This is a genomic window from Polyangium jinanense, from assembly GCF_028435365.1.
Window position 1 is genome coordinate 53,305 of the sequence record NZ_JAGTJJ010000044.1, and the last position, 26,341, is coordinate 79,645.

General features: G+C 67.5%; 26 protein-coding genes. 15 read left to right on the forward strand and 11 right to left on the reverse strand.

Annotated elements, in window-relative coordinates; all coding sequences use genetic code 11:
- Positions 1-43: 43 nt before the first annotated feature.
- The 7 genes from KEG57_RS40650 to ribD all read left to right on the forward strand — a co-directional run bounded on the left by KEG57_RS40650 (position 44) and on the right by ribD (position 6,064).
- The gene (locus tag KEG57_RS40650; RefSeq protein WP_272422401.1) at positions 44-1,042 is read left to right on the forward strand and encodes a beta-ketoacyl-ACP synthase III; all 999 of its coding nucleotides are present in this window, start codon (positions 44-46) and stop codon (positions 1,040-1,042) included.
- Between the two features lie 78 nt (positions 1,043-1,120).
- Entirely contained in the window at positions 1,121-2,071 is a 951-nt protein-coding gene (fabD, locus tag KEG57_RS40655; protein WP_272422400.1) for an ACP S-malonyltransferase, read from the forward strand.
- A gap of 3 nt (positions 2,072-2,074) precedes the next feature.
- Positions 2,075-2,821, forward strand: a complete 747-nt coding sequence (gene fabG / locus KEG57_RS40660) for a 3-oxoacyl-[acyl-carrier-protein] reductase (protein WP_272422399.1) — start codon at positions 2,075-2,077, stop codon at positions 2,819-2,821.
- An 81-nt stretch (positions 2,822-2,902) separates the two neighbouring features.
- Positions 2,903-3,151 carry an acyl carrier protein gene (gene acpP / locus KEG57_RS40665; RefSeq protein ID WP_272422398.1) on the forward strand — a complete coding sequence of 83 codons (249 nt, stop codon included), beginning with the start codon at positions 2,903-2,905 and terminating at the stop codon, positions 3,149-3,151.
- A gap of 55 nt (positions 3,152-3,206) precedes the next feature.
- Positions 3,207-4,451 (forward strand): beta-ketoacyl-ACP synthase II, encoded by a 1,245-nt coding sequence (gene fabF / locus KEG57_RS40670; RefSeq protein ID WP_272422397.1) that lies wholly within the window; start codon positions 3,207-3,209, stop codon positions 4,449-4,451.
- Positions 4,452-4,454: 3 nt separating this feature from the next.
- A complete protein-coding gene (nrdR, locus tag KEG57_RS40675; protein ID WP_136931831.1) occupies positions 4,455-4,916 on the forward strand; it encodes a transcriptional regulator NrdR in 462 nt (153 codons plus the stop codon).
- Positions 4,917-4,933: 17 nt separating this feature from the next.
- A complete protein-coding gene (gene ribD / locus KEG57_RS40680) occupies positions 4,934-6,064 on the forward strand; it encodes a bifunctional diaminohydroxyphosphoribosylaminopyrimidine deaminase/5-amino-6-(5-phosphoribosylamino)uracil reductase RibD (RefSeq protein WP_272422396.1) in 1,131 nt (376 codons plus the stop codon).
- A 370-nt stretch (positions 6,065-6,434) separates the two neighbouring features.
- On the opposite strand, the gene def is transcribed toward ribD, so the two are convergent.
- From def to KEG57_RS40695, 3 genes are all read right to left on the reverse strand, one after another.
- Entirely contained in the window at positions 6,435-6,944 is a 510-nt protein-coding gene (gene def, locus KEG57_RS40685; protein ID WP_272422395.1) for a peptide deformylase, read from the reverse strand.
- A gap of 133 nt (positions 6,945-7,077) precedes the next feature.
- On the reverse strand, positions 7,078-9,135 hold the full coding sequence (locus KEG57_RS40690) for an ATPase, T2SS/T4P/T4SS family (protein WP_272422394.1): 2,058 nt from the start codon (positions 9,133-9,135) through the stop codon (positions 7,078-7,080).
- 123 nt (positions 9,136-9,258) lie between these two features.
- A complete protein-coding gene (locus KEG57_RS40695) occupies positions 9,259-9,552 on the reverse strand; it encodes a hypothetical protein (RefSeq protein ID WP_272422393.1) in 294 nt (97 codons plus the stop codon).
- Between the two features lie 308 nt (positions 9,553-9,860).
- Between KEG57_RS40695 and KEG57_RS40700 the strand changes: the two genes are divergently transcribed.
- Entirely contained in the window at positions 9,861-10,079 is a 219-nt protein-coding gene (locus KEG57_RS40700; protein WP_272422392.1) for a cold-shock protein, read from the forward strand.
- Positions 10,080-10,161: 82 nt separating this feature from the next.
- Here the strand turns inward: KEG57_RS40700 and KEG57_RS40705 are convergent, their stop codons facing one another.
- From KEG57_RS40705 to KEG57_RS40715, 3 genes are read right to left on the reverse strand one after another with little or no spacing between them, the layout of a single operon-like run.
- Positions 10,162-11,064: a metallophosphoesterase family protein gene (locus tag KEG57_RS40705; protein ID WP_272422391.1), complete on the reverse strand. Its 903-nt coding sequence runs from the start codon at positions 11,062-11,064 to the stop codon at positions 10,162-10,164.
- A gap of 32 nt (positions 11,065-11,096) precedes the next feature.
- The gene (locus KEG57_RS40710; protein ID WP_272422390.1) at positions 11,097-12,005 is read right to left on the reverse strand and encodes a formylglycine-generating enzyme family protein; all 909 of its coding nucleotides are present in this window, start codon (positions 12,003-12,005) and stop codon (positions 11,097-11,099) included.
- Between the two features lie 47 nt (positions 12,006-12,052).
- Positions 12,053-13,723: a hypothetical protein gene (locus tag KEG57_RS40715; protein ID WP_272422389.1), complete on the reverse strand. Its 1,671-nt coding sequence runs from the start codon at positions 13,721-13,723 to the stop codon at positions 12,053-12,055.
- A 742-nt stretch (positions 13,724-14,465) separates the two neighbouring features.
- Here KEG57_RS40715 and KEG57_RS40720 point away from each other — a divergent pair.
- Entirely contained in the window at positions 14,466-15,248 is a 783-nt protein-coding gene (locus KEG57_RS40720; protein ID WP_272422388.1) for a hypothetical protein, read from the forward strand.
- 346 nt (positions 15,249-15,594) lie between these two features.
- Positions 15,595-15,918, forward strand: coding sequence for a four helix bundle protein (locus KEG57_RS40725; protein ID WP_272422387.1), 324 nt, complete (start codon positions 15,595-15,597; stop codon positions 15,916-15,918).
- Between the two features lie 166 nt (positions 15,919-16,084).
- Here the strand turns inward: KEG57_RS40725 and KEG57_RS40730 are convergent, their stop codons facing one another.
- Complete coding sequence (locus KEG57_RS40730) at positions 16,085-16,462, reverse strand: DUF4189 domain-containing protein (protein WP_272422386.1); 378 nt, start codon at positions 16,460-16,462, stop codon at positions 16,085-16,087.
- Between the two features lie 325 nt (positions 16,463-16,787).
- On the opposite strand from KEG57_RS40730, the gene KEG57_RS40735 reads away from it, so the two are divergent.
- Complete coding sequence (locus tag KEG57_RS40735) at positions 16,788-17,921, forward strand: hypothetical protein (RefSeq protein ID WP_272422385.1); 1,134 nt, start codon at positions 16,788-16,790, stop codon at positions 17,919-17,921.
- Between the two features lie 122 nt (positions 17,922-18,043).
- Here KEG57_RS40735 and KEG57_RS40740 read toward each other — a convergent pair whose 3' ends face one another.
- A complete protein-coding gene (locus KEG57_RS40740) occupies positions 18,044-18,583 on the reverse strand; it encodes an RNA polymerase sigma factor (RefSeq protein ID WP_272422384.1) in 540 nt (179 codons plus the stop codon).
- 216 nt (positions 18,584-18,799) lie between these two features.
- A complete protein-coding gene (locus tag KEG57_RS40745) occupies positions 18,800-19,129 on the reverse strand; it encodes a four helix bundle protein (protein WP_272422383.1) in 330 nt (109 codons plus the stop codon).
- A gap of 482 nt (positions 19,130-19,611) precedes the next feature.
- On the opposite strand from KEG57_RS40745, the gene KEG57_RS40750 reads away from it, so the two are divergent.
- From KEG57_RS40750 to KEG57_RS40765, 4 genes are all read left to right on the forward strand, one after another.
- Positions 19,612-20,430, forward strand: a complete 819-nt coding sequence (locus tag KEG57_RS40750) for an alpha/beta hydrolase (protein WP_272422382.1) — start codon at positions 19,612-19,614, stop codon at positions 20,428-20,430.
- Positions 20,431-20,631: 201 nt separating this feature from the next.
- Positions 20,632-21,357, forward strand: a complete 726-nt coding sequence (locus tag KEG57_RS40755; RefSeq protein WP_272422381.1) for a dienelactone hydrolase family protein — start codon at positions 20,632-20,634, stop codon at positions 21,355-21,357.
- A 57-nt stretch (positions 21,358-21,414) separates the two neighbouring features.
- Positions 21,415-22,242, forward strand: coding sequence for an alpha/beta fold hydrolase (locus tag KEG57_RS40760; RefSeq protein ID WP_272422380.1), 828 nt, complete (start codon positions 21,415-21,417; stop codon positions 22,240-22,242).
- A 648-nt stretch (positions 22,243-22,890) separates the two neighbouring features.
- Entirely contained in the window at positions 22,891-23,154 is a 264-nt protein-coding gene (locus KEG57_RS40765; RefSeq protein ID WP_272422379.1) for a hypothetical protein, read from the forward strand.
- A gap of 16 nt (positions 23,155-23,170) precedes the next feature.
- On the opposite strand, the gene KEG57_RS55900 is transcribed toward KEG57_RS40765, so the two are convergent.
- Positions 23,171-24,484: an STAS domain-containing protein gene (locus KEG57_RS55900; RefSeq protein WP_272422378.1), complete on the reverse strand. Its 1,314-nt coding sequence runs from the start codon at positions 24,482-24,484 to the stop codon at positions 23,171-23,173.
- Positions 24,485-24,820: 336 nt separating this feature from the next.
- Positions 24,821-26,023 carry a GAF domain-containing sensor histidine kinase gene (locus KEG57_RS40775; protein WP_272459501.1) on the reverse strand — a complete coding sequence of 401 codons (1,203 nt, stop codon included), beginning with the start codon at positions 26,021-26,023 and terminating at the stop codon, positions 24,821-24,823.
- Positions 26,024-26,341 lie beyond the last annotated feature (318 nt).

Below are 26,341 nucleotides of genomic sequence, written 5' to 3' on the forward strand. Positions count from 1 at the left end.
CGCTCGAGCACGCGCCGCGCCGGCGCCCTGCTACCTTGTCACCATGAACGCGCTCCCTACACCGAAGAGTCGCATCCTCGGGACTGGCCACTACGTCCCTGAGAAGGTCCTCGCCAATGTCGACCTCGAAAAGATGGTCGATACGTCCGACGCTTGGATCGCGGAGCGCACCGGCATCCGGCGCCGGCACATCGCGGCCGAGCACGAGAACACGAGCGACATGGCGGCGGCCGCCGCGCGTCGCGCCCTCGAGTCGGCGGGCCTCAACGCCGCCGACATCGACATGATCATCGTCGGGACGATCAGCGGCGACAGCCCCATGCCCGCATGCGCCGTGCACGTGCAGCAGAAGCTCGGCGCCGACAACATCCCGGCGTTCGACGTGTCGGCCGCGTGCGCCGGGTTCATCTACGGCCTCACCATCGCCGATCAGTTCATCGCCACCGGCGCGGCGCGCTGCGTCCTCGTGGTCGGCGTCGAGCTCCTTTCGAGGCTCCTCGACTGGCAGGATCGGACGACGTGCGTGCTCTTCGGAGACGGCGCGGGCGCAGTCGTGCTCGGGCCCTCGGAGGGAGACGGCCGGGGCCTGCTCGCGACGCGCATCTTCACGGATGGCTCGCTCGCGCATGCGCTCACGATCCCAGGCGGCGGCACGGCCGAACCGCTCACGGACGAGGGACTCGCCAAGAAGCGCAACAAGGTCCACATGATGGGGCAGGAGATCTTCCGGACCGCCATCAAGAACCTGACGAGCGCGTCCACCGCGGTCCTCAAGGCCTCCGGGCTCACGAGCGCCGAGCTCGACTGGGTCGTCGCCCATCAGGCGAACCTGCGCATCATCACGCAGGTCGCCGATCGGCTGAACTTTCCGATGGAGAAGTTCGTCATCAACATCCAGGAGTACGGCAACACGTCGAGCGCCTCGATCCCCATCGCGCTCGACGAGGCCGTGCGCGACGGGCGCATCAAGCCCGGGCAAAACGTCCTGATGTGCGCCCTCGGCGCCGGGATCTCCTGGGGCGCTGCGCTCGTCCGGATGTGACGCGCGCTCTGCGCGTCTCCTGCCGATCCTTTGACTACAAAACTTTCTGTCGCGACGTAGCACGAGGAGTCCGCGTCGATGCAACGAAGCACGAAGGTCGCCTGGTTGTTTCCTGGTCAAGGCTCGCAGCTCGTCGGCATGGGCAAGGAGCTCGCCGCGACGTCCGAGGCCGCGCGCCGCACGTTCGAGCGTGCGGACGCGGCGCTCGGCGAGCCGCTCTCCCGGCTCTGCTTCGACGGCCCGATGGAGGAGCTCACGCTCACCGCGAACACGCAGCCCGCGCTGGTGGCGGCGAGCGCGGCCATCGTGGCGGCGCTGCGTGAGCGTCACCCGGAGCTCGCGCCGCCCATGTTCGCCGCGGGGCACTCGCTCGGCGAGTACAGCGCCCTCTGTGCGGCGGGCGCGATCGAGCTCGAGGACGCCGTCCGCCTCTGCCGGCTGCGCGGCTCTGCGATGCAGGCCGCCGTGCCTCCGGGCGAGGGCGCGATGACGGCGATCATGGGGCTCGACGCCGAGACGATCACGGCGATCTGCGAGGAAGCGGCCGCGGGAGAGATCGTTTCGCCGGCGAACTACAACGCGCCCGGACAGGTGGTGATTGCAGGACAAAAGGACGCGGTGGCACGCGCGAACGATCTCGTGGTGGCGCGCGGCGGCAAGGCCGTACCGCTCAAGGTGAGCGCGCCTTTCCACTGCGCGCTCATGCGGAGTGCGCGCGACGCGCTCGCGCCTGCGCTCGGACAGGTCGTGATCCATCCGCTCGCCTTCCCGGTGATCGCCAACGTCGACGCGTCGCCGAACACCGATCCTGGCCGCGTCGCCGACCTGTTGCTGCGGCAGATCGACGGCGCGGTCCTTTGGTCTGCTTCGGTCGAGCGCATGGCGGCCGAGGGCGTGACGCACGCGCTCGAGCTCGGGCCTGGCAAGGTGCTCGCTGGGCTCGGGAAGCGAATCGCGAAATCCATCAAGGTGCTGAGCGTCTCGGATCCCGCGGGGATCGACGCGGTGGCAGCGTTTCTGGAGGCATGAGAGATGTTCGGTCTGAGCGGCAAGGTCGCGCTCGTGACGGGCGCTTCACGTGGGATCGGTCGGGCGACGGCAGAGGCGCTCGCGGCGCAAGGCGCGCACGTCGTCGTGAACTACGTGCGCGGCGAGGAAGAAGCGCGGCGCGTCGTGCAAGCGATCGAGGAGCGCGGTGGCAAGGCAGAGGCGCTCGGCTTCGACGTGGCGGACATGCAGGCCACCGACGAGGCGATCGCAGCTCTGTCGAAGCGGCTCGGCCGCCTCGACATCCTCGTGGCAAACGCGGGCGTCGCCGTCGACAACCTCGTCCTGCGCGTGAAGGAAGAGGAGATCGATCGCGTCTTCGCGGTGAACGTGAAGGGCGCGATCGGGTGCGCGCGCGCGGCGATCAAGCCCATGATGCGCGCCCGCACGGGACGCATCGTGTTCCTGTCGAGCATCGTCGGAGAGATGGGCAATGCAGGGCAGGCGGTCTACGCCGCATCGAAGGCCGCGCTCCTCGGTCTCTCGAAGACGCTCGCGCGTGAGTACGCTTCGCGGAACATCACGGTGAACGTGGTCGCACCCGGCTTCATCGACACCGACATGACCTCGTCGCTCGGTGCCGAGGTGAAGGAAGGCATGCTGAAGGCCATTCCTCTCGGTCGCACCGGAAAGCCGGAAGAGGTCGCTGCCGCGGTGATCTTCCTCTGCTCGGATGCTGCGTCTTACATCACGGGCGAGACCATCCGCGTAAACGGCGGCATGTACATGTAAAAAGCGTTTCGCACGCCACGAAGGTCGTGCAAAAGCTCGAACGATGGGTTAGGAGGGGACCGCTTTTTCCCGGAGGACGCCATGGCGGAAGGTCGCGACATCTCGGCCGAGGTCAAACGGATCATCAAGGAACAGCTCGACGTCGAAGAGAAGGACATCAAGCCCGAATCGACGTTCATCGACGACCTGGGCGCGGATTCGCTCGGCCTCGTGGAGCTCGTGCTCGCCTTCGAAGAGGCGTTCGAAATCGACATCCCGGACGAGGACACGGAGAAGATCCGGAGCGTGCAGGATGCGATCGACTACATCAATTCGCACACCAAGAAGTAGTCCCCGAGAGCCCTAGCGAGGGCCTCATCCCCGATCCATCCTGGGCGAAGCGAGTATGGAACGCGTCGTCATCACCGGCATCGGTCTCGTTACCCCGAACGGCATCGGCACCACGGAGACGTGGCGCTCCGTGCTCGCGGCCGAGTCCGGGATCGGACCCATCACCCTCTTCGATGCATCGCAGTATTCGACGCGCATCGCAGGCGAGGTGAAGGGGTTCGTCGCGGAAAACTTCATCCCCAAGAAGAAGCTCCGCGAGATGGGCCGCTTCGCCCACCTCTCGATCGCCGCATCGCAGCTCTGCATGAACGATGCGGGGATCGAGCTGACCGACGAGGACCGCGAGACGTGCGGCACGTACATCGGTGTCGGCCTCGGCGGGCTGGAGAATTTGTACCAGTACGCGCAGGTGCTCCTCGAAAAGGGGCCCTCGAAGGTCAGCCCGTACTTCATCCCGCAGGTCATCGCGAACCTCGCCGCCGGGCAGGTCGCGATGGCCTTCGACCTCAAAGGGCCGAGTTACTGCAACACGAGCGCGTGCGCCTCGAGCGCCCATTCGATCGGCGAAGCCTTCGAGTGGATCCGCCGCGGCCGCACGCACCTCATGCTCGCGGGCGGCACGGAGGCGACGATCACGGGCCTCGCCGCCGCAGGCTTCGGCGCGATGTTCGCGCTCTCCCGGCGCAACGACGAGCCCACGCGGGCAAGTCGGCCCTGGGACAAGGGCCGCGACGGCTTCGTCATGGGCGAGGGCGCGGCGACGCTGCTGCTCGAGTCGCTCTCGCACGCGAAGCGCCGCGGCGCAAAGATCTACGGCGAGGTGACCGGCTACGGCGCCACGTGCGACGCGTACCACCTGACGAAGCCCGCGCCGGAAGGCGAGGGCGCGCAGCGCGCAATGAAGCAAGCGCTCGTGGACGCGAAGCTCGCGCCGACGGACATCGAGTACATCAACGCGCACGGCACCTCGACGCCGCACGGCGACCTCGAGGAAGCCCGCGCGATCGTAAAAGTGTTCGGGGAGCACGCGACCGGGCACGCGCTCTGGGTGAGCTCCACGAAGTCCGTGACCGGGCACTTGCTCGGCGGCGCGGGCGCAGTCGAGGCGGCTCTTTCGGTGCTCGCGCTTCACGAGAGCAAGGTCCCTCCCACGGCAAACCTCGAGGAGCAGGATCCCGAGTGCGTGCTCGACTGCGTCCCGCTCGTCGCGCGGGAACGCCGTCTCCGGAACGTCATGTCGAACTCGTTCGGGTTCGGGGGCACCAACGTTGCGCTCGTGTTCTCCCGCTTCGAGGGCTAGGCGATGAGGTGCCCGTTCTGCGGGCACCTCGAGGACAAGGTCGTCGAGTCCCGCGCACCCGGGTCGGGTGACGTCGTGCGCAGGCGCCGCGAGTGCGCCGCGTGCGGTCGTCGGTTCACGACGTACGAGCGCGTCGAGGACGTCCTGCCGACCGTCGTGAAAAAAGACGGCCGGCGCGAACCCTTCGATCGAGCCAAGCTGATGCGAGGTCTCCGGACCGCCTGCAACAAGCGGCCGGTCTCAGTGGACCGGCTGGAAGTCGTGGTGGACGCGATCGAGCGCGAGGTGCAGGAATCCGAACGGCGCGAAGTGACGAGCGCCGAGCTCGGGGAGCGGGTGATGAACCACCTCCGCGACCTCGACGAGGTCGCCTACGTCCGGTTCGCCAGCGTCTATCGCTCCTTCCGTGACGTGGACGAGTTCCTCCGCGAGCTTGGTAAGCTTGTGAAGGCGAAGGGCCCCTAGTAGATCCGGGCTGACCCATGACGACTGCCCCCGAATCCGATTTCGATCTCGCCACGATGCGCCTCGCGCTCGAGGAGGCGAGGAAGTCCCAGCCATCGCCGAATCCGCCGGTCGGGGCCATTGTCGTCAGCGAAGCGGGCGAGGTCGTCGCGACGTCCTACCACATCCGCGCCGGCGAGGAACACGCCGAGACCGCCGCCCTGCGTCGCGCCGGCGAGGCCGCGCGCGGCGGCACGCTCTACGTCACGCTCGAGCCCTGCAATCACCACGGCCGGACGCCGCCCTGCGTCGACAACATCCTGCGGGCAGGCATTCGGCGCGTCGTCATCGGTTGCCTCGATCCGAACCCGAACGTCGAGGGCGGGGGCGCGGCGCGGCTCACCGAGTCGGGCGTCACGGTCGACGTCGGCGTCGCGGGCGCCGAGGCGCGCGCACTCATCGCGCCGTGGGCGAAGTTCATCACGACGGGCATGCCGTACGTGTCGCTGAAGCTCGCGCTCTCGCTCGACGGGCGCATCGCGACCCGCAGCGGCGCCTCGAAGTGGGTCACGGGCCCCGAGGCGCGGGCGAAAGTCCAGGAGCTTCGCGCGCAGCACGACGTCGTCGGCGTCGGCATCGGGACGGCGCTGGCGGACGATCCGCGCCTCACGGTGCGTACGCCCGGGCTCGCCGAGCAGGGGCGTTGCCCGACGCGCGCGGTCTTCGACACGCACCTGCGCTTGCCGCTGCACAGTCGGCTCGTGCAAACCGCGCGCGAGGTGCCGACGTGGGTGCTCACAGGCGAGGACGCGCCGGGGGCAAACGAGCAGGCGCTCGCCGACGCAGGATGCGTGGTGCTGCGTGTGCCAAACTCGGCAGAAGGCCGGGTGGAGGTGTCGGCAGCGCTGCGGATCCTCGCAGCGCAGGGCGTGGTGTCGATCCTCGTCGAGGGCGGCGCGGAGCTCGCGGGCAGTCTGCTCGCGGCGCGTCTCGCGGACGAGCTCCACGCGTTCATCGCGCCAATCCTGCTCGGGCCGCGTGGTCGTCCCGGAGCAGTCGACTGGGCAGGCCCGGACACGCCGAGCGAGGCGCCGCGGATCGTCGATCCGCGATGGGCGCTCTGCGGCCGCGACGCGTACGTCAGCGGGCCGCTGTCATTCCCGCGTTGAGCTGGGCATTGGTCTCATCTGGGAGGCGCTGAGCTGGGGCGTTGCCCCAGGCCCCACCAGGGGTTGTCCACCCCTGGACCCGGACCAGCGCAAGCGCTGGACCCGGGGTCGATGAACTGCGCATCGCGCAGTTCATCGAACAGGCCAGGTCAAGACCAACGACGACCGACCGCAACGCTGACGATTCAACAGGCGACGGGCCCGTTGCCAGCGGGCAACGCACCTTCCTGGTCTTGCCACGGGCCTGTGGGAAGAACTGCGCATCGCGCAGTTCTTCCCCAAAAGGTCCAGGGCTTGCCCTGGTTCGGGTCGAGGGGCGAACAGCCCCCGCGGGGCCCGGGGCAGCGCCCCGGCGCGACGCTTTCGACCATCAACCCGTCGCGTCTGCGCGCTTCTGCATCTTGCGCTGGATGATGCGCTTCTTCAGCATGCCCACGCGGTCGATCATCAGCACGCCGTCGAGGTGATCGTTCTCGTGCTGGATCGCCACTGCGAGCAGACCGTCGGCCGCGAGCTCGAACGTCTTGCCGTCGCGGCCCTGGGCGCGCACGCGGACCTCGGTCGCGCGCTTGATGTCCTCGCTCACGCCGGGGAACGACAAACAGCCCTCGGGACCGACCTCTTCGCCGACCTTTGACAGGATTTCCGGGTTGACGAAGACCATGAGGTTGCTTGGTTCGTCCTCGGCGGCGATGTCGATGATGAAGATCCGGTGCGGCTCGCCGATCTGCGTGGCCGCGAGTCCCACGCCTGGCGCTGCGTACATGGTCTCGGCCATGTCGTCGATGAGCCGCTCGAGCTCGGGCGTGATGCGCTCGACCGGCTGGGCCTTCTGGCGAAGGCGAGGGTCGGGATAATGCAGGATGGTGCGGATGGCCATGTTCGCTTCTTGTTGCCCTTGGAACCGCCGCTGCCGCTACGTCACCGGCGGCAGGGTGCATACAGGGTAGCCTAGTCGAACGTCGTCGTCCTGCCGAGACTCGTCAAGACGCGCTCGGCCCGCCGACGACGCTTTACTTCGCGCGTCGGAAGATCGCTGGATCGACCGGCGTCCCCCGTGCTGCCAGGTCCTCCGCGATGGCTGGGACCACGCCCGTCGGGTGGAGACTGCCTTCGATCGTCCCGCCCGCGGCGGTCCGTTCGATGATGAATGTGAAGAGGTCCCGCGCCACGAGCGCGCCGCCTTCCACCCGCAGATCTGCGACCCGCATGAGCCGCGCGCGGCCGTCGCGAAGCCGGGCCACTTCGAGCACGAGGTCGAATGCGCTCGCAAGCGCCTCCCGCGCTGCCTCCACGGTCGTGCCTGGGCGCGCCGTCACGAGGTCGGCCGTGAGCCGGGCGAGCGCATGGCGCAAGGTCGGCGCGCGCGTTGCCGCGAGCACGCTGCCCGCGCCCTCGCCGAGGGCCCCTACGAGCTCGGAGGCTGCAGGTCCGGCGAGTGCGCCGATCACGATGCGGTCGGGACGCATCCGTGCGGCGACACGTGTCGCGTTTGCCGCCGCGTCCGCGCTCGGGCCGAGCGGGATCGACAGCGCGTTCGTGTGGAGGACGGGGATCTCGTCGTCGTCTTGCAGCGACACGACGCGCTCCTCTGCGGCGAAGCCTTGCGCGAGCGCTGCGACGAGGGATCCGTGCCCCGAGCCCATCGGCCCGGCCACGAGCACGTTTGCGCGACCGGCCATGCATTGCGAGAGCAGCGTCGCCACGGCCCGCGAGACGAGCCCTGCGCGCACGAGATCTTCCAGCGTGCTCGCCTCGATCCGCTGCGGCTTGCGCAGCACGACGAGCAGCCCTTTCGCGCCCGGCGCGGGCACGACCCCGAGGATACGAAATCCCTCCGGCGTGACGACGTCCACCGCGCCCGGCGCCTCGAACGGCGTGCCTGCGCGCACGAGAAGCCGCCTGAGCGCCCGCGCTGCGGCCTCTTCGCTCGTGAACGGCATCTCGCCGGTTGGTGTCTTGCGGCTCTTGCGGAATGCGACGAGCCGCGTGTTCCCTTGCACGTGGATCTCAAGCACGTCGTCGTCTGCGAGCAGCGGCCCGATCGCGCCGAGCTCCAGGATCTCGCGCCGCGCTTCCACTGCGAGCTCCGCGATGCCCACGCCGTCCGGCACGAGGCCCGCGGTCTTCATCCCGGCCACGCGTTCCTCGATCGTCGTCGCGATCTTCGTGGCGAACGTCGACGAGATCGGCGCGCCCGTGGCGAGCGGGGCGAGGTCCACGCCCTCGGCCACGCGCTCCACGAGGGTCACGAGTGCGGCGCGGTGCGGGGCCGACGGGCCCGGCGTCGGCTCCGAGTTCGTACGATTCACCGGGGACGGAGGCACCGCCGTCGGGCCGGGCGGCATCGCGTGCCGCGATGGGAACGCCTGCCCGAAGGCAGGCGGGAAGGGGCTTTGCGGTGGCGCGGGGATGCTCGACGCCGTGGGCCGCGGGCCGGCGCTCAGCGTGGGCGGACCGGCTGCGGTGTGCGGCGGCAGCGGCGAGAGTGCGGTGGGCGAGAGCATCGAGCCGCTTGGCTTCGTGCTTGCGGTTGGACGTGGCACGCGCGGCGGGGCGGGCACGGGGACCGGCGCCTCGTCGGGATCGTTCTCCAGCGGGAAGTGGCTGACCACGTCCGCGGCTTGCTCGCCGGTGAGAATGCCCGGGTCGCGGGGTTTGGCGGGGATGGCCGAGGGCGGGCCTCCGGGCGACGAGAGCGGACCTTCGATCGAGCCCATGTCGGGCATCGCGTTGAACTCGCCGCTCGGCATACGCCCGCCGGCGAGCGAAGTGCCGGGGCCGGCTTCGATGCGCAGGACGAAGTCGCCGATGTAGATCTTGTCGCCTTCGCGGACGAGCGTCGGCTGCCCGATCTTGCGGCCGTTGACGTACGTGCCGTTCGTGCTCTTCAGGTCGGTGACGATGAAGCGGCCGTCACGCAGGACCAGGCGCGCGTGCCGCTTCGACACGTTGCCTTTCGGCAGCATGAGGTCGTTGCCTTGCACGCGGCCGACGTTGATCTCCGCGCGATCGAAGGATTCGCGCCGCTCGGCGCCGCCCTTCTCGCTGATGATGACCGAGAAAATCATTCCGCTCGGGCGGCCTTGCGGGATCGGCCCCGGGCCACGCCCGGCAATACGAGCAAGCCCCGAGGAGCATGTCAACGAAGAGGGGACGATCGCGCGCGGGTGGGGACGGAGACGGATGACGGATCAGCGCGGCTTGCGGGCGGAGGCGGAGGAAGGCGGGATCGAGGTGGGGTCGCCGTTTTCGCGGCGGTCTTTCATGTCACCGGCGACGAGGGCGAGGAGCTCGCCGGCGACCGACATCACGTCTTCTTCGGCGAGACCTCCCTGGCGCATTTCGCGGTAGATGGTCTTTGCGAGGATGCGGAGCGCCCGCGGATCGCGGGAGGCGTGTTCATAAGGGCGGGGCCGCTGCGTCGCGTCACCGCTCCCCTCGGAAGGGGCGCCCGTGATCTCGGCTTTGGGGGTGGGGAACTCCATGCCGGCCGCCCCTTGCGATGGTCGTGCCGAAGCCGGGGCGTCTGAATTTCGGTCATTTCCCGGTCATATTTTACCCGGGAAGCGAACGCCTTTACGCACGTGCGTCACGCGCGGTGCGTTTTCGATTTCGCAGGGTGCGTCAACGGCGGGTGTGTGCTCGCGTGCCTTCCATGGGTGGCACTCCGCTTGACGGTCGGACGAGCGGACGTCTACCTTGGCGCCGCTCGACCGGGGGCGCGTGCGCTGGATACGCGCGGAATCGTGGGGATCGACAGCGATCGGCGAGCACCGTGTGAAGTGGAGGAGTTATGGCAGTAGGTAAAGTCAAGTGGTTCAATGACGAGAAGGGCTGGGGGTTCATCAAGCAGGACACGGGCCCCGACGTCTTCGTCCACTACTCTCAGATCCAGCAGCCGGACGCGGGTCGGAAGCGTCTCTTCGAGGACGAGACCGTCGAGTTCGAGATCAAGGAGGGCCCCAAGGGCCTGCAGGCCATCAACGTGATGCGCCTCGCCGCCGCGAGCTGAGCTGAGCTGAGCTAGTCGTCACCCGGCGCCTCGGACCTCGCACCGTCCGACGGCGCCGGGTTCGTTTCCGGCTCCCCCCTGCTCATCCCTTCGGAATCGGCACTTCGGAAAACGTCTTCGTCGCGGGATCGAGCCTGCACGAGCTGATCGACTGGATCGCCCCGGAGGCGTCGTCGATCTCGTACAGGTTGAAGCCCGCCATGCGCTCGTCGCTGTCGTGCAGGAGCGATGCGCTCGTCGCGCCGACCGCGTCGATGTGGCCCCGCGCCGTCGGCAGCGTGCGGTGGATGCGCCGGTGCAGGTGTCCGTGCAGCAAGAGGCCCCGCTCGACCCCGCGCAGGAGATCGCCCTGCTCCCGTGCGTCGTAGAGCCCCTCGAGCAGCCTCTTCGCGAGCCGCGGCGGGTTGTGCCACGGGTGGTGCTGGAGCAGGATGGGCGTGCGCGAGCGCACTTCCGGGTGGGAGAGCACCCGCGAGAGCGCATCGAGCTGCTTCGGGCGGAGGGCGCCGGCCGCGACGAGCGGCGGCCTCGGCACGGCCGTCGACAGGCCGATGAGCGCGACCGGGCCGCGCAGGCGCACGAAGGGGAAGGGGCCCGGGATCTCGGGGAGATCGGTCTTGAGGTAGGGCTCGAAGTAGTGGAGGAAGCGCTTCGAGCGGAAGGCGCCGCGGGTGTAGGTGTCGTGGTTGCCCGGGACCATGCTGATCTGGTCGGGCGAGAGGCCGAGGTCCTGTTCGACGAGCTTCTTCACGAGCTCGAACTCGACCTCGAGGGCGAGGTTCGTGACGTCGCCCGTGATGACCACGTGATCGACGCCGAGCTTCCGGATCTCCGCGGCGGCCGCCTCGACGGCGAAGGGCTTGTGGACCGACTTGCGGTGGAAGCGCAGGTTCACGTAGCCCGTGAGGCGCTTGTTGAAGAGGCGCATCGGCACCGCGCCTTCGAGCGAGAGCAGGTGCAGATCCGAGAGGTGGGCGATCTTCACGCGCCCACTATGATCCCGCCGGGCGCGCTTCGCTACGGATCCCGGGCGCACCGGAACCCGCGCCAGGGCCGGCGCATGGAAGGAAGATCGTGCTGGCGCGACGCCGCCCGCAAAAACGGCCGGCCATGCACGTAGCCGCCGCCCCGCAGGACCCGCTCCTCCCCCGAGGACGGGCCGCGCGGGTTCATCACGCTGCCCTCCTGGTAGCGAGGGGCGTAGTAGTCCGCCACCCATTCTTCTACGTTTCCCGCCATGTCGGCGAACCCGTCGGGGGTCCGGCCGTCCGGGAACGAGCCGGCGGGGGCGAGCTCGAGGAAGCCGTCGGTCGGGTCGAGCTCGTCCCAGGAGAGCTTGCCGTGGTTCACGATCGAGCCGTTCCAGAGGTTGCCCCAGGGGTACCGCCGGCCCCGCGCGCCCCGCGCCGCGCGCTCCCACTCGGCCTCGGTCGGCAGCCGCCCGCCCGCCCAGGTGCAGAAGGCCACGGCGTCGCCATAACTCACCATCACCACCGGCAGCTCCGGCCGATCGAAGCGCGCCGCCCCCGAGGCATACGGCGGCTCCAGGCAATGCCCCGCGGCCACGCAGCGGCGGTACCGCGCGACCGTGACCTCGGTGCGATCGATCCAGACGTCCGAGAGGTAGACCTCGTGGGGCGGGTATTCGTCGCCGAAGATCTGCTCGGGGCACTCGCGGCCCATGGGCTCCAGGGCGCAGAGCGTCTGCGCGTGGGCGACCTCGGCGGGCGTCGAGCCCATCGTGAACGTGCTTTCGCGGAGGAGGATCGCCTCGGGCGCGGGGCTTTGCAGGGTGACGATGCCGGTCTTCGTGCTCGCTTGCGGCGCGGGGGCCGAGGGAGCCTCGGGGGGAGGCGGAGGACGGGCGGCCCCGCCGGAAGGGGCGAGCACGAGGAGCGCGAGGGCGGCGACCGTCGCGGGGCGCATCGAGGAGAGGCGTAGCACCGGAACGGCCGTTCGTCGTCGCAGGACGGCTACGGCGCGAGCTTCGCCAGGACGAGCTCCGCCGCGCCGCCCGCGAGCGGGCCCTGGCCGAAGTCGACCGTGCCGGAGACCAGGGCGCCGAGGAAGACGCGGCCCGCGGCGTCGGTCGCGACCGCGGTGATGGCCTGATCGTCCTTGTCGCCATAAGCCGTGGCCGAGAGGACGTTGCCCGCCGTGTCGTACCGCGCGAGGAATGCCTCGGACGCGGAAGCGCCGCCCTGCGCGTTCAGCGTGATCCCGCCGAATTGCGCGTCCTTCAGGAAGCCGCCGCCGACGACGAAGCGGCCCCCCGCGCCGATGGCCACGCCGCCGGCGGTGTCGGCCTTCGAGCCGCCCATGATCACGCTTTTCACGTGGTTGCCGCTCGGCGAGAGCTCGAGCAGGAAGACGTCGAGGTTCTGCGCGGTGTGCGCGCCGCCGCCGAAATCCACGGTGCCCCGCACGATTCCGCTCACGATCGCGTTGCCCGCGGCGTTCACGCGCACCGCATAACCGCGCTGCGGATCCATGTCGCCGTATCGCTTCGCATAGGTGACGCCGCCGTTCGGATCGAGGCGCGCGACGAACAGGTCGAAGCCGCCGGCGCTCGTGAGCGTGGTCCCGCCGAAGTTCACCTCGCCACGAAAATCCCCGGTGAACACGGCATTGCCGCCCGCGTCGACCGCGATCGCGCGGCCGTTTTGCTCCTCGCCGTCGCCGTAACGCTGGGCGCGCACGGGGTTTCCGTTGCTGTCGAGCGTGAGCACGAATGCATCGAAGCTCCCGGCGCTCTCGAGCAAGCCGGTGCCGAAATCGACGCCGCCGGAGAAGCTGCCGGTCACGAGGATCTCGCCCGTCTTCGTGACGGCGACGCCGCGCGCGATCTGGTCCTCGCTGTTGCCGAAGCGCCGGCTCCACATGTGGTCGCCGCTTTCGCCGTCGTACTTGGCGACGAATACGTCGTAGCCGCCCGCGCTCTGGAGCGAGTTTCCGCCGCCGACGCTCATCTGCCCGAGGAACTCGCCGATGACGACGACGTTGCCTTGCGGGTCCTCGGCCACGCTCCACGCGGCTTGATCCTCGGCGCCGCCGAGCCTGCGGCTCCAGAGGTGCTCGCCCGAGGCGCCGTCGAGCTTGGCGACGAACGCGTCGTAGCCGCCCGAGCTCGTGAACGTGTTGCCCCCAAAACTCAGGGTGCCAGGAAAACGACCCACGAGGATCGGGTGGCCGCCGGCGCCGGCGATGAGCCCGAGGCTCTCGGCCGCGCCGAAGCGTCGGCTCCAGAGGTTGTCGCTCCCGCACGTTGGTGTGGCGCCGTCGCAGTCCTCGTCTTCCGAGGTGGCGCAGTCCTCCTGCGAGGGCAGGACCTCGCCATCGCAGGGCCCGAAGCCCGTGCCCTCGGCGTTGCAGGTGCGGGTTCCGCCCTGGCAAACCCCGATGCCCTCCGTGCCGGCGGGGCCGCCATAACAAGCCTCGGTCGTGTTCGGTACGCACGACGTCGCGCCGCCGGGGCCGTCGCTCCCGCCGCCGCCTTCGCCGCCGCCCGCGCTCGCGCCCCCCACACCGCCGCCGGTGCCGCCGGCGCCCTTCGTGGTCTCGGTCGTCGATTCTTCCTCCCCGCAGCCGTACGCCGCGAACACGCCGATGAGGAGCGAGATGGTCGCAAGACGGGACGGTTTCATAGAGGGTCAGAATAAGACGAATGCGCCAGCTAGCGATATCGCAAACGATGCGGATCCGAAGGAGAGCAATAAACCGTCTTGCGCTGCCGCTGCGTGGCGTGCAGGCCGGTCAAAATGGTGACGCGGGGCGGGCGGCGTCGCGCCGGGGCGCTGCCCCGGGCCCCGCGGGGGCTATTCGCCCCTCGACCCGAACCAGGGCAAGCCCTGGACCATTTGGGGAAGAACTGCGCGATGCGCAGTTCTTCCCACAGGCCAGTGGCAAGACCGGGAAGGTGTGTTGCACGCTGGCGGGATTTGAGCTCATCCTCCGTGTCGAACCGAGCCCGGAACGTTCCCCTCGACCTTCTCCCAGGAGGAGGAAGCTCCCCGGGGCGTTCCCCTCCACCTTGGCCTCGAGGGAGGAAGCAGCCGGGAACGTTCCCCCCATTCTCCTCCCCAGGGGAGGAAGCATCTGGGAACGTTCCCCCCGTTCTCCTCCCCGGGGGAGAAAGTAGCCCGGAACGTTCCCCCCGTTCTTCTCCCGAGAGGAGGAAGCAGCCAGGAACGTTTCCCCCGTTCTCCTCCCCAGGGGAGGAAGCAGCGGGGAACCTTTCCCCCGTTCTTCTCCTCACGGGAGAAAGCAGCCAGGAACGTTTCCCCCGCTCTCCTCCCGTGGAGAGGAAAGAATGAGGAACGATTCGACCGTCCACACCTCAAGCGTTCGTGTTGTCGATCACGGAACACCCTGTTAGGTTGCGGACGCATGGCCAAGCTCGACCAGATTCCGCGCGCCGAGAAGCGCGACATCGCCAAGAAGATCAAGGACAACCTGAGCGCGCGGGCCGCGAAAGGCCCTCCGGAACCCGCGCTGGATGCGTATGTCGCCGAGTGCACGGACATCGTCGACGCGCTCGACGCGCACGTCACGGGGAACGTGCTCGCGCAGGCGGAGCGCACCGCACGGCTCGCGCAGCTCGCGGCCGCGGATGAGGCGGTCGATACCTGGTATCGCCATCTGGAGAACTACATCGGGGTCGAATCGCGGCGCCGCGTGAGCCCGTACGCCCTCCATGCCGCCGCCGTGCACCAGGCCGCGTTCCCGGATGGCCTGGCGCACGTCGATGACCCCATCGCGGATGAAAACCGGATCTGTCGGGACGCGTTGCTCGCGCTCCGCGCGCCCGAGCACGCCGCGACGCTGGCGGCGATCGAATTGCCAATGATATGGCTGGAGCGTTGGGAGACGGCGCTCGACAAGAGTGATGCCCTGCTCGCCGAGGTGGAGAAGGCTCGGACGGACAAGCGCGCACACGTCGGCGCGGGCCAAGACGCAGAGACGGAGTGGGTGGAGCTGATGGTGCGGCTCAGGCGATACGTGTCGAGCCGGGCCAAACGATCCGATACGGCGAGGATCCAGGAGGGCAAGGCGCTGCTCGCACCGCTGCTCGATGCCATGGCGAGGCTGCGCGCCGAGGCCGCCGCACGCGCGACGCGGAAAGAGAATGGGAAGCAGGAGACACCCCCAGCGGAGGGGACGCAGGGCTGAGAGTCGCTGCCGCTGCCGCTGCCGCTGCCGCTTCCGCTTCCGCTTCCGCTTCCGCTTCCGCTTCCGCTGCCGCTTCCGCTTCCGCTGCCGCTTCCGCTTCCGCTGCCGCTGCCGCTTCCGCTTCCGCTTCCGCTTCCGCTTCCGGGACGCGCCTTCAAGGGCGCTCTCGTCCGGGGTCGGCCAGCATGCCCGCGTGCTCGGGTGGCGCAAGGCCAAGCCGTGCTCACCGTACTCGCGCTTCGCGCTCCGTGCGGCTGCGCGCGGTGCGAGGCTTCGCCTCGCAGCCTTGCACCACCCTCCGCGCGCGGGCCCGGGGTCAGGGCCCCGGTCGGGGCAGGAGGAAGCAATGGCTCTCAAAATCTACAGCGTCACGATCGAAATGCTACGGCGGCTGCGGCCCATCATCGAGAAGATCGGCGGGAAGGATGCAAACCTGGCGGATCAGCTACGGCGCGCCGCCACAAGCGTGCCGCTGAATCTGCACGAGGGCGCGTATTCGCAGGGGCGGAACGAAAGGGCGCGGTGGCACACGGCCATGGGATCCGCGGCCGAGGTGCGCGCGTGCTTGGATGTAGCGGAGGCGCTCGGGTACGTGGAACCAGTCGATGATGGGCTACGCGATGCGCTCGACCATATCATCGCCACCCTGCACCGGCTGGCGCGGCGGTGATGCGTAAAGCGGGCCGTCCTTCGCCGGGCGGCCCGCCACGTTCACGGGAGCGGGAGCGGAAGCGGGAGCGGAAGCGGGAGCGGGAGCGGAAGCGGAAGCGGAAGCGGAGGCGGAAGCGGAGGCGGAAGCGGTCTAGCGTTTCTACCCCCTACCGCGAACATCGTTTTCAGCGTGACGTGCAGAAGGTTGCGACCGTCTTGCAGCCGGAGTCGGTTTGACTGCACACCTTTATTGCTGCTGCCTCCGCCGCTTGCTGCGTCGTCTCCGGGTTGCTGCCAAACGCCATCGGCTTCGTGCCTTGGGCGACGGAGACGCACGCGTTCTTGAACCAAGCGACGGCACCGCCACAGTCGGGCTGTCCGCAGAGCGCGGTCGCGTCTTTCTGCGCCTGCTCCTGGCTTGCGCGATCGACGACGCCTCCGAACTTTCCAGTCGAAGCCGAGATGGCGACTGCCCCGTACTTGTCACCGCCTTTACATGCGACGAGCAATACAGGGATGCAGATGAGCGCGAGCGAGGTCGAACGAACGAACGAGATAGTCATGAGTGTGCTTCTCCTTGTGGGATGCGAGGCTTCAAATAAAGGGACACGGCACCCAGGACAAATAAACCAGGATTTCCGCCTCCTCGGGGGCGTGGCACGCTTCCCGCGCGGCGGTCAACCGTGTCTGCGGTGGCGTGCGGGCCACCGAAGCGGAAGCGGGAGCGGAAGCGGAAGCGGGAGCGGAAGCGGGAGCGGAAGCGGGAGCGGAAGCGGGAGCGGAAGCGGAAGCGGAAGCGGAAGCGGGAGCGGAAGCAGAAGCGGTCTAGCGTTTCTACCTCGCTTCCGCGTCCAGGCTCCGCACAAGCTCCGTCCCCTTGTCGCCGCCTTGAAAACGTATATTGTCGATCGGGTGAAAAAGACGGGCCTCCTCGCGCTTTCCATTGGCATCTTGGCTTGCGGCCCGAGCGTCGAAATCACCGAAGCGGCTTCCACCGGGGCTCGCCCTCGCCCCGATGCATGCACTCCCGGTGCGGCTCCGAAGCTCGCGTCGATCGACCGGGAGCAGCTCTCGCCGCCGCCTGCACCGGTGGGCTCCATGGTCCTCGATCCCAAAGCGAGCCGCGCGCTCATCATCGGCGGCATCTCGCTGAATGGCGGTGGTCCTGCGAAACAGATCTCGGCGCTGGACCTCGCCTCGCTCGAGCACCACATCCTGTCGCTCAAAGGCGATTCGGTCGAGGTGCCCACGTTCGCCGCGGCGATATGGGATCCCGAAAATGAACGCGCCGTCGTCATCGGCGGCACGGCAAACACCGCTGATCTGGCGCAGGTCTTCGCCGTACGTGTCGAAGGGGACGCGGCGATCATCGATCAACTCCCCGAGTTCCCGATCGGCTCTGCCTGGGCTCCCGCCGCCGCATACGATCCAATTGGCAAAAGGGTCCTCGTTACAGCGCTCATCTATTCAGACGATCCAGCGCTCGCGCTACCCTATCGCGGGACCTACGCGCTCGACCTTCGGCCAGGCGCCGAGAGTTGGTCAACGCTCGTTCCGGGGGAGGCCGGTCCGCCGGCGCCGCAGCCGGGCGAATTGCGGCAAATGGCTTATGATCCCGCGCTCGATCGGATGGTGATGGTGCGGAGCGGGCAGAAGCCTGGGCCGGCTGACGCGTGGGCGCTCGACCTTCAAAACCCGACGTCATGGATAGGTTTGGCGGGGACGCTCCCTGCTCTCCCCGTGTCGACGCCGTCGCTCCTCTGGGACGAGGTCTCGTGCTCGTTTCTCTCGTTCACGCGTACCCCGAACGCGTGTGGCTTCGACGCTTGGGCGATCGACGCCGCTGCCACGCTCTTCGCACCAAGCCCCCTCGGCAGCGCCATGTTTGGTCCCGGTGGGCCCGGATATGGCAACGTCTTGCTCGATGCCCCTCGAGATCGGCTCCTGATCCTAGACGGCGGCGATTGCACTGCCGAGAGTAACTTCCTAAAGACTGTCGAGATCGTCGGAATCGATCGATAGTCGCTCGTACATAAGCGCTTCGGCCGCTTGGTACCCGCGTATCACGGCGGCGGAAGCGGAAGCGGGAGCGGAAGCGGGAGCGGAAGCGGGAGCGGGAGCGGGAGCGGGAGCGGAAGCGGGACTTACGCGGGCGCGAGCATCTCCAAACGCTTTCGGGCGAGACGCAGGCGCCCCTCGACGGCCTTCGCCTTGATGTCGAGCGACGTTGCAATCTCGGTGATCGATTGCCCCTCCAGGAACGGTATCACCGCGGCCCGGAGGCGTGGACCAATCTTCTCCAGGAATCGCTTGAGCCGAAACACACCATAGATCGCGTGCAGATGCGTCTCCGGCGTGGTCCGGTCCTCCTGCTCAGGAAGCTCTTCCGCGCAGCCAACGAGCACTTCACTCTCGCGTCGCACGAGCCTTCGGTGATTGCGCGCATGGTTGAGCCCGATCAGCGCGAGCCACGGGCGAGCCTGCTCCGGCGTGACCAGGCACGAGAGGCGACGCCATACCGTGATGAAGACCTCTTGCAGGACATCCTCCACGTCGCAAAGAGGGACGGCCTGGACAAGAAGAAGGCGGCGCAGGAAAGCGCGGTGTTCGAGGTAAAGGCGGCCGAGCAAGGCGTGCGATGCCGAGAAGTTTGCCGGCGGAGGATGGAGATGTAGGGTTGTCATTAGCTCATGACTCCGTAGCTCCGGGGTTGTGGGTCAGACGCCGGTCGGTGGTAGGTACACCGGCTGGCGTCGCTTGTTTTGTCTCATGGATTGCGGCCCGAGGCAATTGGAAAAGTGCGGATTGGTTCGTCGGGGGAGTCGCGGGAGAACCCACGCTGAAAGTCCCTCACCCCCAACCCCTCTCCCGTCCCGGGAGAGGGGCGAGGGAGGCTTCTCCTACGACGCGCGGCGGTAGACGAGGCGGCCCAGGGTGGCGATGACGTGGTCCATGCGATCGAGCATCTGCGCATCGACCGGGCCGATGTAGCGCATGGCCTGGGCGACCTGGACGCAGGCCAGCACCTCACGAGCGGACCCGAGAGCCGTCTGATAACGCTGTCGTTTATGCCCGGCCGTATTCCCGGCACCTTCCGCCGTATTGAGAGCGACGCTATGCATGGCCCGACGAAGTTGCCGAGCGAGATCCGAATCCCTTCGTTCGATCTGCTCCGCGATACCCGCCGCGTCCCCAGCCATGGCCAAAACGACCTCGAAAATCCTCAGCATGACGAGACCCTCCGCCCGACGACCCAATCGCCGGGACCCTCGTCCCACACCGTCGCGCGGAGCGCTCTTCAAGGCTGCGCAGCACCGCGCGGAGCCGCGCGGAGCGCGAAGCGCGAGCACGGTGAGCACGGCTTGGCCTTGAAGAGCGCGAGCACGACGGTACGATCGCCGTCCCCGAGCGGGATCCCCTGAACCCCGCTCCCGCTCCCGCTCCCGCTTCCGCTTCCGCTCCCGCTTCCGCTCCCGCTTCCGCTCCCGCTCCCGCTCCCGCTCCCGCTTCCGCTCCCGCTTCCGCTCCCGCTCCCGCTCCCGCTTCCGCTTCCGCTTCCGCTTCCGCTTCCGCTTCCGCGCTCCACCCCGAGATCGTCCGAACGGAGGGGCACAGCACCCGCCTTTGGTGGGGTTTCCTCCGCCGATGATTCCGGCCATAACCCGCGCCCCCGAGCGCGTGAGCAACGCGAGAGCCGGAAGGGATGTTCGAGATGAAGGAAGAGACGTTCGAGGGTAAAGGTGGGCTGAAGATTTTCATGCGCTCGTGGCGGCCGGGGACGCCGCGCGCCGTGGTGGTGCTGGTCCACGGCTTCAAGGCCCACAGCGGCCTGTACGAGTGGACGGCGGAGCAGCTCGTCGAGCATGGGTTTTCGGTGTTCGCGCTCGACCACCGCGGGCATGGGCGCTCGGAGGGCGAGCGGCTCTACGTCGACAAGTTTTCCGAGTACGTGGAGGACGTGCACACGCTCGTCGGCCTGGCGAAATCGCGCGAGCCCGGGCTTCCGGTGTTCCTGCTCGGGCACAGCGCCGGTGGCGTGATTTCAAGCGTATACACGCTCGAGCACGGCGAGGAGCTCGCGGGATTCATCTGCGAGAGCTTCGCGCACGAGGTGCCCGCGCCGGATTTCGCGCTGGCGATCCTCAAGGGCCTCAGCCACATCGTGCCGCACGCCCACGTCCTGAAGCTCGACGACGACGGCTTCTCGCGTGACAAGAGCTTCGTCGAGCGGATGAAGAACGACCCGCTCATCGAGCGCGCGGGGTACCCGACGCAGACCGTGGCCGAAATGGTGCGCGCGGACGAGCGACTGAAGCGGGAATTCCCGATGATCACGCTGCCGGTGCTGATCCTGCACGGCACCGAGGACCGGGTGACATTGCCGCATGGCAGCCAGCTCTTCCACGAGAAGGCCGGATCGAAGGACAAGACCCTCAAGCTGTACGAGGGGCATTTCCACGATCTGCTGGCCGACGTCGGCAAGGAGGGCGTGCTGCGCGATATCGTCGAGTGGATGACGGCGCGGATGTAGCGCGCAGCTCACGTGGGCCGCCGCGCCGGGGCGCTGCCCCGGACCCCGCGGGGGCTATCCGCCCCTCGACCCGGACCAGGGCCAGCCCTGGACCTTTGATGGAAAAACTGCGCTTCGCGCAGTTCTTCCACAGGTCGGTGAGTAAACCGACCGATGTTTTAGCTGCCTTGCAACCCATATTCCGACCGGAGAAGCACGCACATGACTACATCGACCTGGCATGACGATCCCGAACATGTGTTTCGCATCCGCTCAGCAGAAGGCAGCTTCGACGGCTACCTGGCGCGACCGGCAGCCGTGGCGGCACCGGCCATCGTCGTTCTGCATGAAGTCTTTGGCGTCAATGTGGACCTTCGTGCCACTTGCGACGAGCTTGCCGCGGCAGGATTCATCGCGATCTGCCCGGAACTGTTCTGGCGCCAGGGGGAGTCGCACGTGGACCTGTCCGTTCAATCCCAACCCGACTGGGAGAAGGGCCTGGCCCTTTACAAGGCGTTCGATATCGACGCTGGCGTGCGCGACGTCGAAGCGACGATAGCCGCTGCGCGCACGCTCACGGGAGCTACGGGACGCGTGGGTGTCATGGGTTTCTGCCTTGGCGGGCTGCTCACCTTTCTCGCAGCGGCGCGCACGCGCGTGGATGCAGCGGTCGCCTTTCACGGTGGGCGTACCGAGGAGTTTCTCGGCGAAACAGCGGACATCGACGGACCGTTGCAGATGCACCTCGCCGAAGAGGACGAGTTCATCCCGAAGAAAGCGCAGCGAGAAATCGCGGAGGCCCTCGCGGGAAACCCGAAGTTCGAGGTCTTCAGCTATCCGGGTTGCCGTCACGCGTTCTCGCGGCACGGCGGAACGCACTTCAATGCCGAAGCCGCGCGCCTCTCCCGTGCCCGCACGCTCGAGTTCTTCCACCGCGAACTGGCGTGACGCGCACTCGCACACGTTCAGATTCCAGCCATCCCATAAGACCGAGGAGTCCACATCATGAGCTTCGTACGTACCAAAGACGGCACCGAGATTTTCTACAAGGACTGGGGCAGCGGTCAGCCGATCGTGTTCCACCATGGCTGGCCCTTGAGCAGCGATGACTGGGATGCGCAGCTCATGTTCTTCCTCTCGAAAGGGTTCCGCGTGATTGCGCACGATCGGCGCGGGCACGGTCGGTCCTCCCAGACGTTCAGCGGCAACGAGATGGATACGTACGCTGCTGACGTCGCCGCGCTGGCGGAACATCTGCAGCTCAAGGATGCCGTCCACATCGGACACTCCACCGGCGGCGGCGAAGTGGCGCGGTATGTCGCGCAATACGGTGGCGGCGGGCGTGTCGCGAAAGCCGTGCTCATCGGAGCCGTGCCTCCGGTCATGGTGAAGAGCGAGAAGAATCCCGGCGGGCTGCCCATCGAAGTGTTCGATGGATTCCGGGCTGCGCTCGTCGAAAACCGCGCGCAGTTCTATCGCGACGTGCCCTCGGGCCCGTTCTACGGCTTCAATCGGCCCGGTGCGAAAGTGCTGCCGGGTGTGATCGACAACTGGTGGCGGCAGGGAATGATGGGCGGCATCAAGCCCCACTACGATTGCATCAAGGCGTTTTCCGAAACGGATTTCACCGAGGATCTGAAGAGGATCGAAGTCCCGACCCTCGTCATGCACGGCGACGACGATCAGATCGTTCCGATCGCGGACTCGGCATTACTGGCCATCAAGCTCCTCAAGCGCGGGACGCTCAAGGTCCACAAGGGCCTGGGTCACGGGCTGTGCACGATCAACGCTGATGTGGTCAACGCAGACCTGCTGGCGTTCATCCAGGGTTGAGGTCTCGTGCGTGCGGCACGCGGCCTGCGCTGCGTGTCGCACGCCCCCCTCCGCCCTGGCGGCCGCCACGCCTGGCAAGGCCCATCTGGCGCACAACCCGCCCGCCTTCCCAAAAGCGGTACCCAAACAGATCTCGCTTGCGGCTTCCGCTGCCGCTCCCGCTTCCGCTTCCGCTCCCGCTCCCGCTGCCGCTCCCGCTCCCGCTCCCGCTCCCGCTTCCGCTTCCGCTTCCGCTGCCGCTCCCGCTTCCGCTTCCGCTCCCGCTTCCGCTTCCGCCCCCGATCGGCGAGGCTAACCGGCCCGGAAGGCGTTCCCTCTCCTCCTCACGATGGGCATACTCGTGTGGGGCTGTATTCCGGAGGCAAGCGAGGCGACCGTGTACATGGCCTGCCGGGGCGAGGGAGAGGCTTGCGCGGACGGTTCGCAGTGCTTGGTCCTGGTGTGCTGCCATGGCGCGCAATGCGCAGAGGAGTGCGTGGAGGACAGCGATTGCCCCGCGCTCGATGGGTATGAGCCCGTCTGCCAGATCTTCACGAACGGACGCTACTGCGCGCTCCGTTGCGCCGGCGAAGACGCGCCCTGCCCTGATTCATTGTCGTGTTCGCACGTTGATAAGCGCGACGGCACGTCGAGGTTTTTGTGTCTGTGATGCGCGTGCTGTTGCTTGCGCCTGCGCTCGCGGTGGCGGGCTCGAGCGTTGCTTGCGGCGGCCGCTGCCAAACGGACGTCAGAGAGTCGACGTTCGAGCTTGCGCCGGACGAGCTGGATATGGAGTGCGAAGAGATTTGTGCCGAGGCGCCCGAGGACGGCTGGGCCTTCGACGGCTGCTCACGCACCAAACCCGGCGTCGACCCGCCCATGGTCACGTGCACGTTTTCACTCGAAACGTGCGACAGCGGCGGTGGATTCTGACCGCGATCGCGGGCCGTCAGCACTTCGCAGGCCGCTTCACCGATTGCACACACTCACGCAATCCCGCGCGGAAGCTGCGGCGTGTGTTCATTGCTGACAAATCGACCCCGAGCTCGACGAGCGCTCGGGCCACGGCGGGTCGAATGCCCGTGAGCATGCAGGAGGCCCCTAAAAGGCCCGCTGCCTGTACGATCTGGATGAGATGATCGGCGACCTGCGTGTCGACGATGGGCACGCCCGTGACGTCGACGATGACGAATTGGGCGCGCTTCTCGACGACCGCCGAGAGCAATCGCTGCATGATCTCGGCTGCGCGCTTGGTGTCGATGAGCCCGATGATGGGCAACGTGAGGACATCGTCCCAGACTTCGAGGACGGGCGTGGATAACTCCTGGATGATGTCGCGTTGGCGGACGATGACCTCGTTTTGCTCTCGGACCACCTGGAGCTGCTGCTGGAGCTCCTGGTTGTAGGCTTGGAGCTCGAGCGATTTGCGTATCTCCAGATCTTCCGCTTGACGGCGACGCACGAAATCGCCGAGGCGTTCCGCCAGCACCTTGAGGAGGTGTCGCTCCTCCTTCAAGAACGGCCCTTCATCGCCAGGGGGCCTCTCTTCGAGGTAAAAGACTTCCACGGTGCCGATGGCTCTGCCATCGATCGCGATTCGTTGCGACTGACGAAATGGCCCTTCTTCAAACGATTCCGAGACGAACGTCTGGCCCTCGCAGACGATGCGGGCGCGCGTGATCTCCGGGTATTGAAAAGCTGGCGGGATGCTCTCGACAATACCTTGGAAAACCTCCTCCCTGGAGGCGGAATCGTCATGAGTCATCTCGGAGACATTGTAAAGACAATGGAGCTCCTTGACGCGCTCATCGATGCGATGCTCCACTCTCTTTTGACGTAATCGTTCGCCCACGACCTTTGCGACGGCGTTGATGAAGCGCGGCTTCCATGCCTCCGACGTTTCGTCCCCCTGCGACGGAAGATCGCGCGCATAAAACACCTCCACGACGCCGACGTGCGTGCCGTCGGCGATGACCTCGCAGAACTGCCGCCAAGGTGTCTCGGAAAAACGCGGGGTTTGAAAAGAGCGCCCTTCCAGGACGATCCTGGCGCCGACGACCTCCATGCCCTGCGATCCCGTCGATACAATCTCGAGGATGCCGTTCAGTTTGTCCTCCAGGCCCTTCTCGGCATCCATCGCGGTGCTCGCGACCCGATAAAGGCACTGAAGCTCGTCCTCGCGCGCAGCGAGCTCGCGACGCGCCCGCTCGAGGTCCTGGGAGAGCTTTGCGAGCTCCGTTCGGACGTCCCCACCCTCATTCACACGCACTCCCTCCCCGAGCTCTCGATCCCCGGAACTGTGGATCGTTTGCCCAGACTGCCATGTTCCGTTTGCGAGGGAAACCAGAAACGCAAGCGCGCGGCGATCACGGCGACGAGCGACGCGTACCCTGCAGGACGACCTTGCTCCACGTCCGCACGGACCGCCAAGGTCGCCCCGATGTCGCGTGGCCTCCGAAGCCTCTCGTTGCCCCTCTCGGCCCCCGTAGCAGTCGTGCTCAGCGCGTGCGCCGGAAGCATGGCGCCGGGAGCTGCGGCGCGTGCATCCACGGCCGAACCGATGACGCTCGTCGAGTTTCGGCTCGAGGACGTGCCATCATCACGCGATCGGCAGCTCGATCGTGAAGCGCGAGCCCTGCCCGAGCTTGCTCTCCACCCTTATCGATCCGCCGAGCGCCTCGACGATCTGGCGGGCGATGTACAGCCCGAGGCCCAGGCCGCCGTAGTTCTTGGTCGGTACCCCACGCTCGAAGCGTTCGAAGATATGCGGCAGCCGATCGGGCGCGATGCCGATGCCTCGATCGGCGACGGTGAGCCAGGCCTTGCCGTCGAGGACCGAGAGCTCCACCTCGATCGGCTGACCCGCGCCGTACTTGATGGCATTGTGGACCAGGCAGGTCAAAACCTGCTCCAGCCGCGCCCGGTCCCAGAAGCCCACCACGGGCCCGTCGATTCGCCATAACAAAGGGCTGCGCACCTGCGCGAGCTCCGTTTCGAAGCGCGCCGTCACCTCCCGGGAGAGCGCCACGAGCTCGACCTCCTCGCGGTGCAGCTCGAGCTCGCCGGCCTGGATCCTGCTGACATCGAGCAGATCCTCGACCAGCCGCTCCAGCCGCCGGCATTGCGCCTCGGCCCGGACGAGCAGCTTCGGGGTCCCCGAGGGGCTCTTCTGCGCTTCGCGCAGCAGGCTTTGGAGGGTGAGCTTCTGGCTGACAATGGGGGTGTGGAGCTCGTGGGAGGCGACATATAAGAAATCGTCCCGGAGGCGGAGCGCCGATTCCGCGGTGGCGCGGGCGAGCTGCTCCTGCTCGATCGCCTCGGTGAGCGCGGCCGTGCGCGCCGCGACGAGCTCCTCCAGGCGCTTCTTGGCGAGGGTCTCGGCGGAGAGGCGGGCGTTGTGCTGCACAAGCGCACGCAGGTCTGCCTGGACCACATCCCGAAACTGGGTAATCAGCCGCTCGTACAGCAAGCCGTAGCCATTTCGCTTGTCATCGAGCACGCAGATGGTGCCGAAGATGTCGCCGCCGGGCCATTCGATCGGCAATCCGAGGTAGGAGACCATGCCACGCTCGAGCTGCGCGCTCGCCGCCCAGTGCTCGTCCGCCAGAGCGTCCGGGATCAAGAGCGGCAGGCGGGTGCGCAGCACGGCCTCGCAGTAGAGGCCGGCGCGGACGCGAACCCGCTCGTCGCGTCTGAACGGGTTGCCCATCGATTCGCTGGTGACGAAGACGACGAGGTCGGGCGCCTCGAACCTCACGACCATAGCATTGGGCACGCGCACGACTTCGGCAAGGAGATTCACAATTTCCTGCCATTTTCCGATCATGCCGTCAGGTATCGGGAGAGCTGCCTCGCTCATGGAGTGATCCGGCACCATCCGAGGAATCTATCACGCCGAGGCCCGTCGTCGTCATCATCCCACGCGAGCGTGGATCTCGGAACCCTGGAGGCAATCGGCATCACGAAAGTCCAACATCAGGACAACCCCCCAGGGTTGTTTTGGCTGGCGTCTTCGTCAATTGAGCAGGCGTGCGAGCTGTGATTGGCTCGGCACCCGCAGCGACCATGGCGATCACTGTAAAATCGTCAGCTCTCGCCTTCCTTTCCGCAGGAGCGCTGC

Coding starts and splice junctions, on each gene's coding strand:
- fabF (WP_272422397.1), top strand. CDS start 3,207: ATGGAACGCGTCGTCATCACCGGCATCGGTCTCGTTACCCCGAACGGC.
- KEG57_RS40710 (WP_272422390.1), bottom strand. CDS start 12,005: ATGCGCCCCGCGACGGTCGCCGCCCTCGCGCTCCTCGTGCTCGCCCCT.
- KEG57_RS40740 (WP_272422384.1), bottom strand. CDS start 18,583: ATGACAACCCTACATCTCCATCCTCCGCCGGCAAACTTCTCGGCATCG.
- KEG57_RS40720 (WP_272422388.1), top strand. CDS start 14,466: ATGGCCAAGCTCGACCAGATTCCGCGCGCCGAGAAGCGCGACATCGCC.
- KEG57_RS40690 (WP_272422394.1), bottom strand. CDS start 9,135: ATGATTTTCTCGGTCATCATCAGCGAGAAGGGCGGCGCCGAGCGGCGC.
- KEG57_RS40745 (WP_272422383.1), bottom strand. CDS start 19,129: ATGCTGAGGATTTTCGAGGTCGTTTTGGCCATGGCTGGGGACGCGGCG.
- nrdR (WP_136931831.1), top strand. CDS start 4,455: ATGAGGTGCCCGTTCTGCGGGCACCTCGAGGACAAGGTCGTCGAGTCC.
- KEG57_RS40695 (WP_272422393.1), bottom strand. CDS start 9,552: ATGGAGTTCCCCACCCCCAAAGCCGAGATCACGGGCGCCCCTTCCGAG.
- KEG57_RS40755 (WP_272422381.1), top strand. CDS start 20,632: ATGACTACATCGACCTGGCATGACGATCCCGAACATGTGTTTCGCATC.
- acpP (WP_272422398.1), top strand. CDS start 2,903: ATGGCGGAAGGTCGCGACATCTCGGCCGAGGTCAAACGGATCATCAAG.
- KEG57_RS40725 (WP_272422387.1), top strand. CDS start 15,595: ATGGCTCTCAAAATCTACAGCGTCACGATCGAAATGCTACGGCGGCTG.
- KEG57_RS40650 (WP_272422401.1), top strand. CDS start 44: ATGAACGCGCTCCCTACACCGAAGAGTCGCATCCTCGGGACTGGCCAC.
- KEG57_RS40730 (WP_272422386.1), bottom strand. CDS start 16,462: ATGACTATCTCGTTCGTTCGTTCGACCTCGCTCGCGCTCATCTGCATC.
- KEG57_RS40700 (WP_272422392.1), top strand. CDS start 9,861: ATGGCAGTAGGTAAAGTCAAGTGGTTCAATGACGAGAAGGGCTGGGGG.
- def (WP_272422395.1), bottom strand. CDS start 6,944: ATGGCCATCCGCACCATCCTGCATTATCCCGACCCTCGCCTTCGCCAG.
- KEG57_RS40750 (WP_272422382.1), top strand. CDS start 19,612: ATGAAGGAAGAGACGTTCGAGGGTAAAGGTGGGCTGAAGATTTTCATG.
- KEG57_RS40715 (WP_272422389.1), bottom strand. CDS start 13,723: ATGAAACCGTCCCGTCTTGCGACCATCTCGCTCCTCATCGGCGTGTTC.
- fabD (WP_272422400.1), top strand. CDS start 1,121: ATGCAACGAAGCACGAAGGTCGCCTGGTTGTTTCCTGGTCAAGGCTCG.
- ribD (WP_272422396.1), top strand. CDS start 4,934: ATGACGACTGCCCCCGAATCCGATTTCGATCTCGCCACGATGCGCCTC.
- KEG57_RS40760 (WP_272422380.1), top strand. CDS start 21,415: ATGAGCTTCGTACGTACCAAAGACGGCACCGAGATTTTCTACAAGGAC.
- fabG (WP_272422399.1), top strand. CDS start 2,075: ATGTTCGGTCTGAGCGGCAAGGTCGCGCTCGTGACGGGCGCTTCACGT.
- KEG57_RS40765 (WP_272422379.1), top strand. CDS start 22,891: ATGCGCGTGCTGTTGCTTGCGCCTGCGCTCGCGGTGGCGGGCTCGAGC.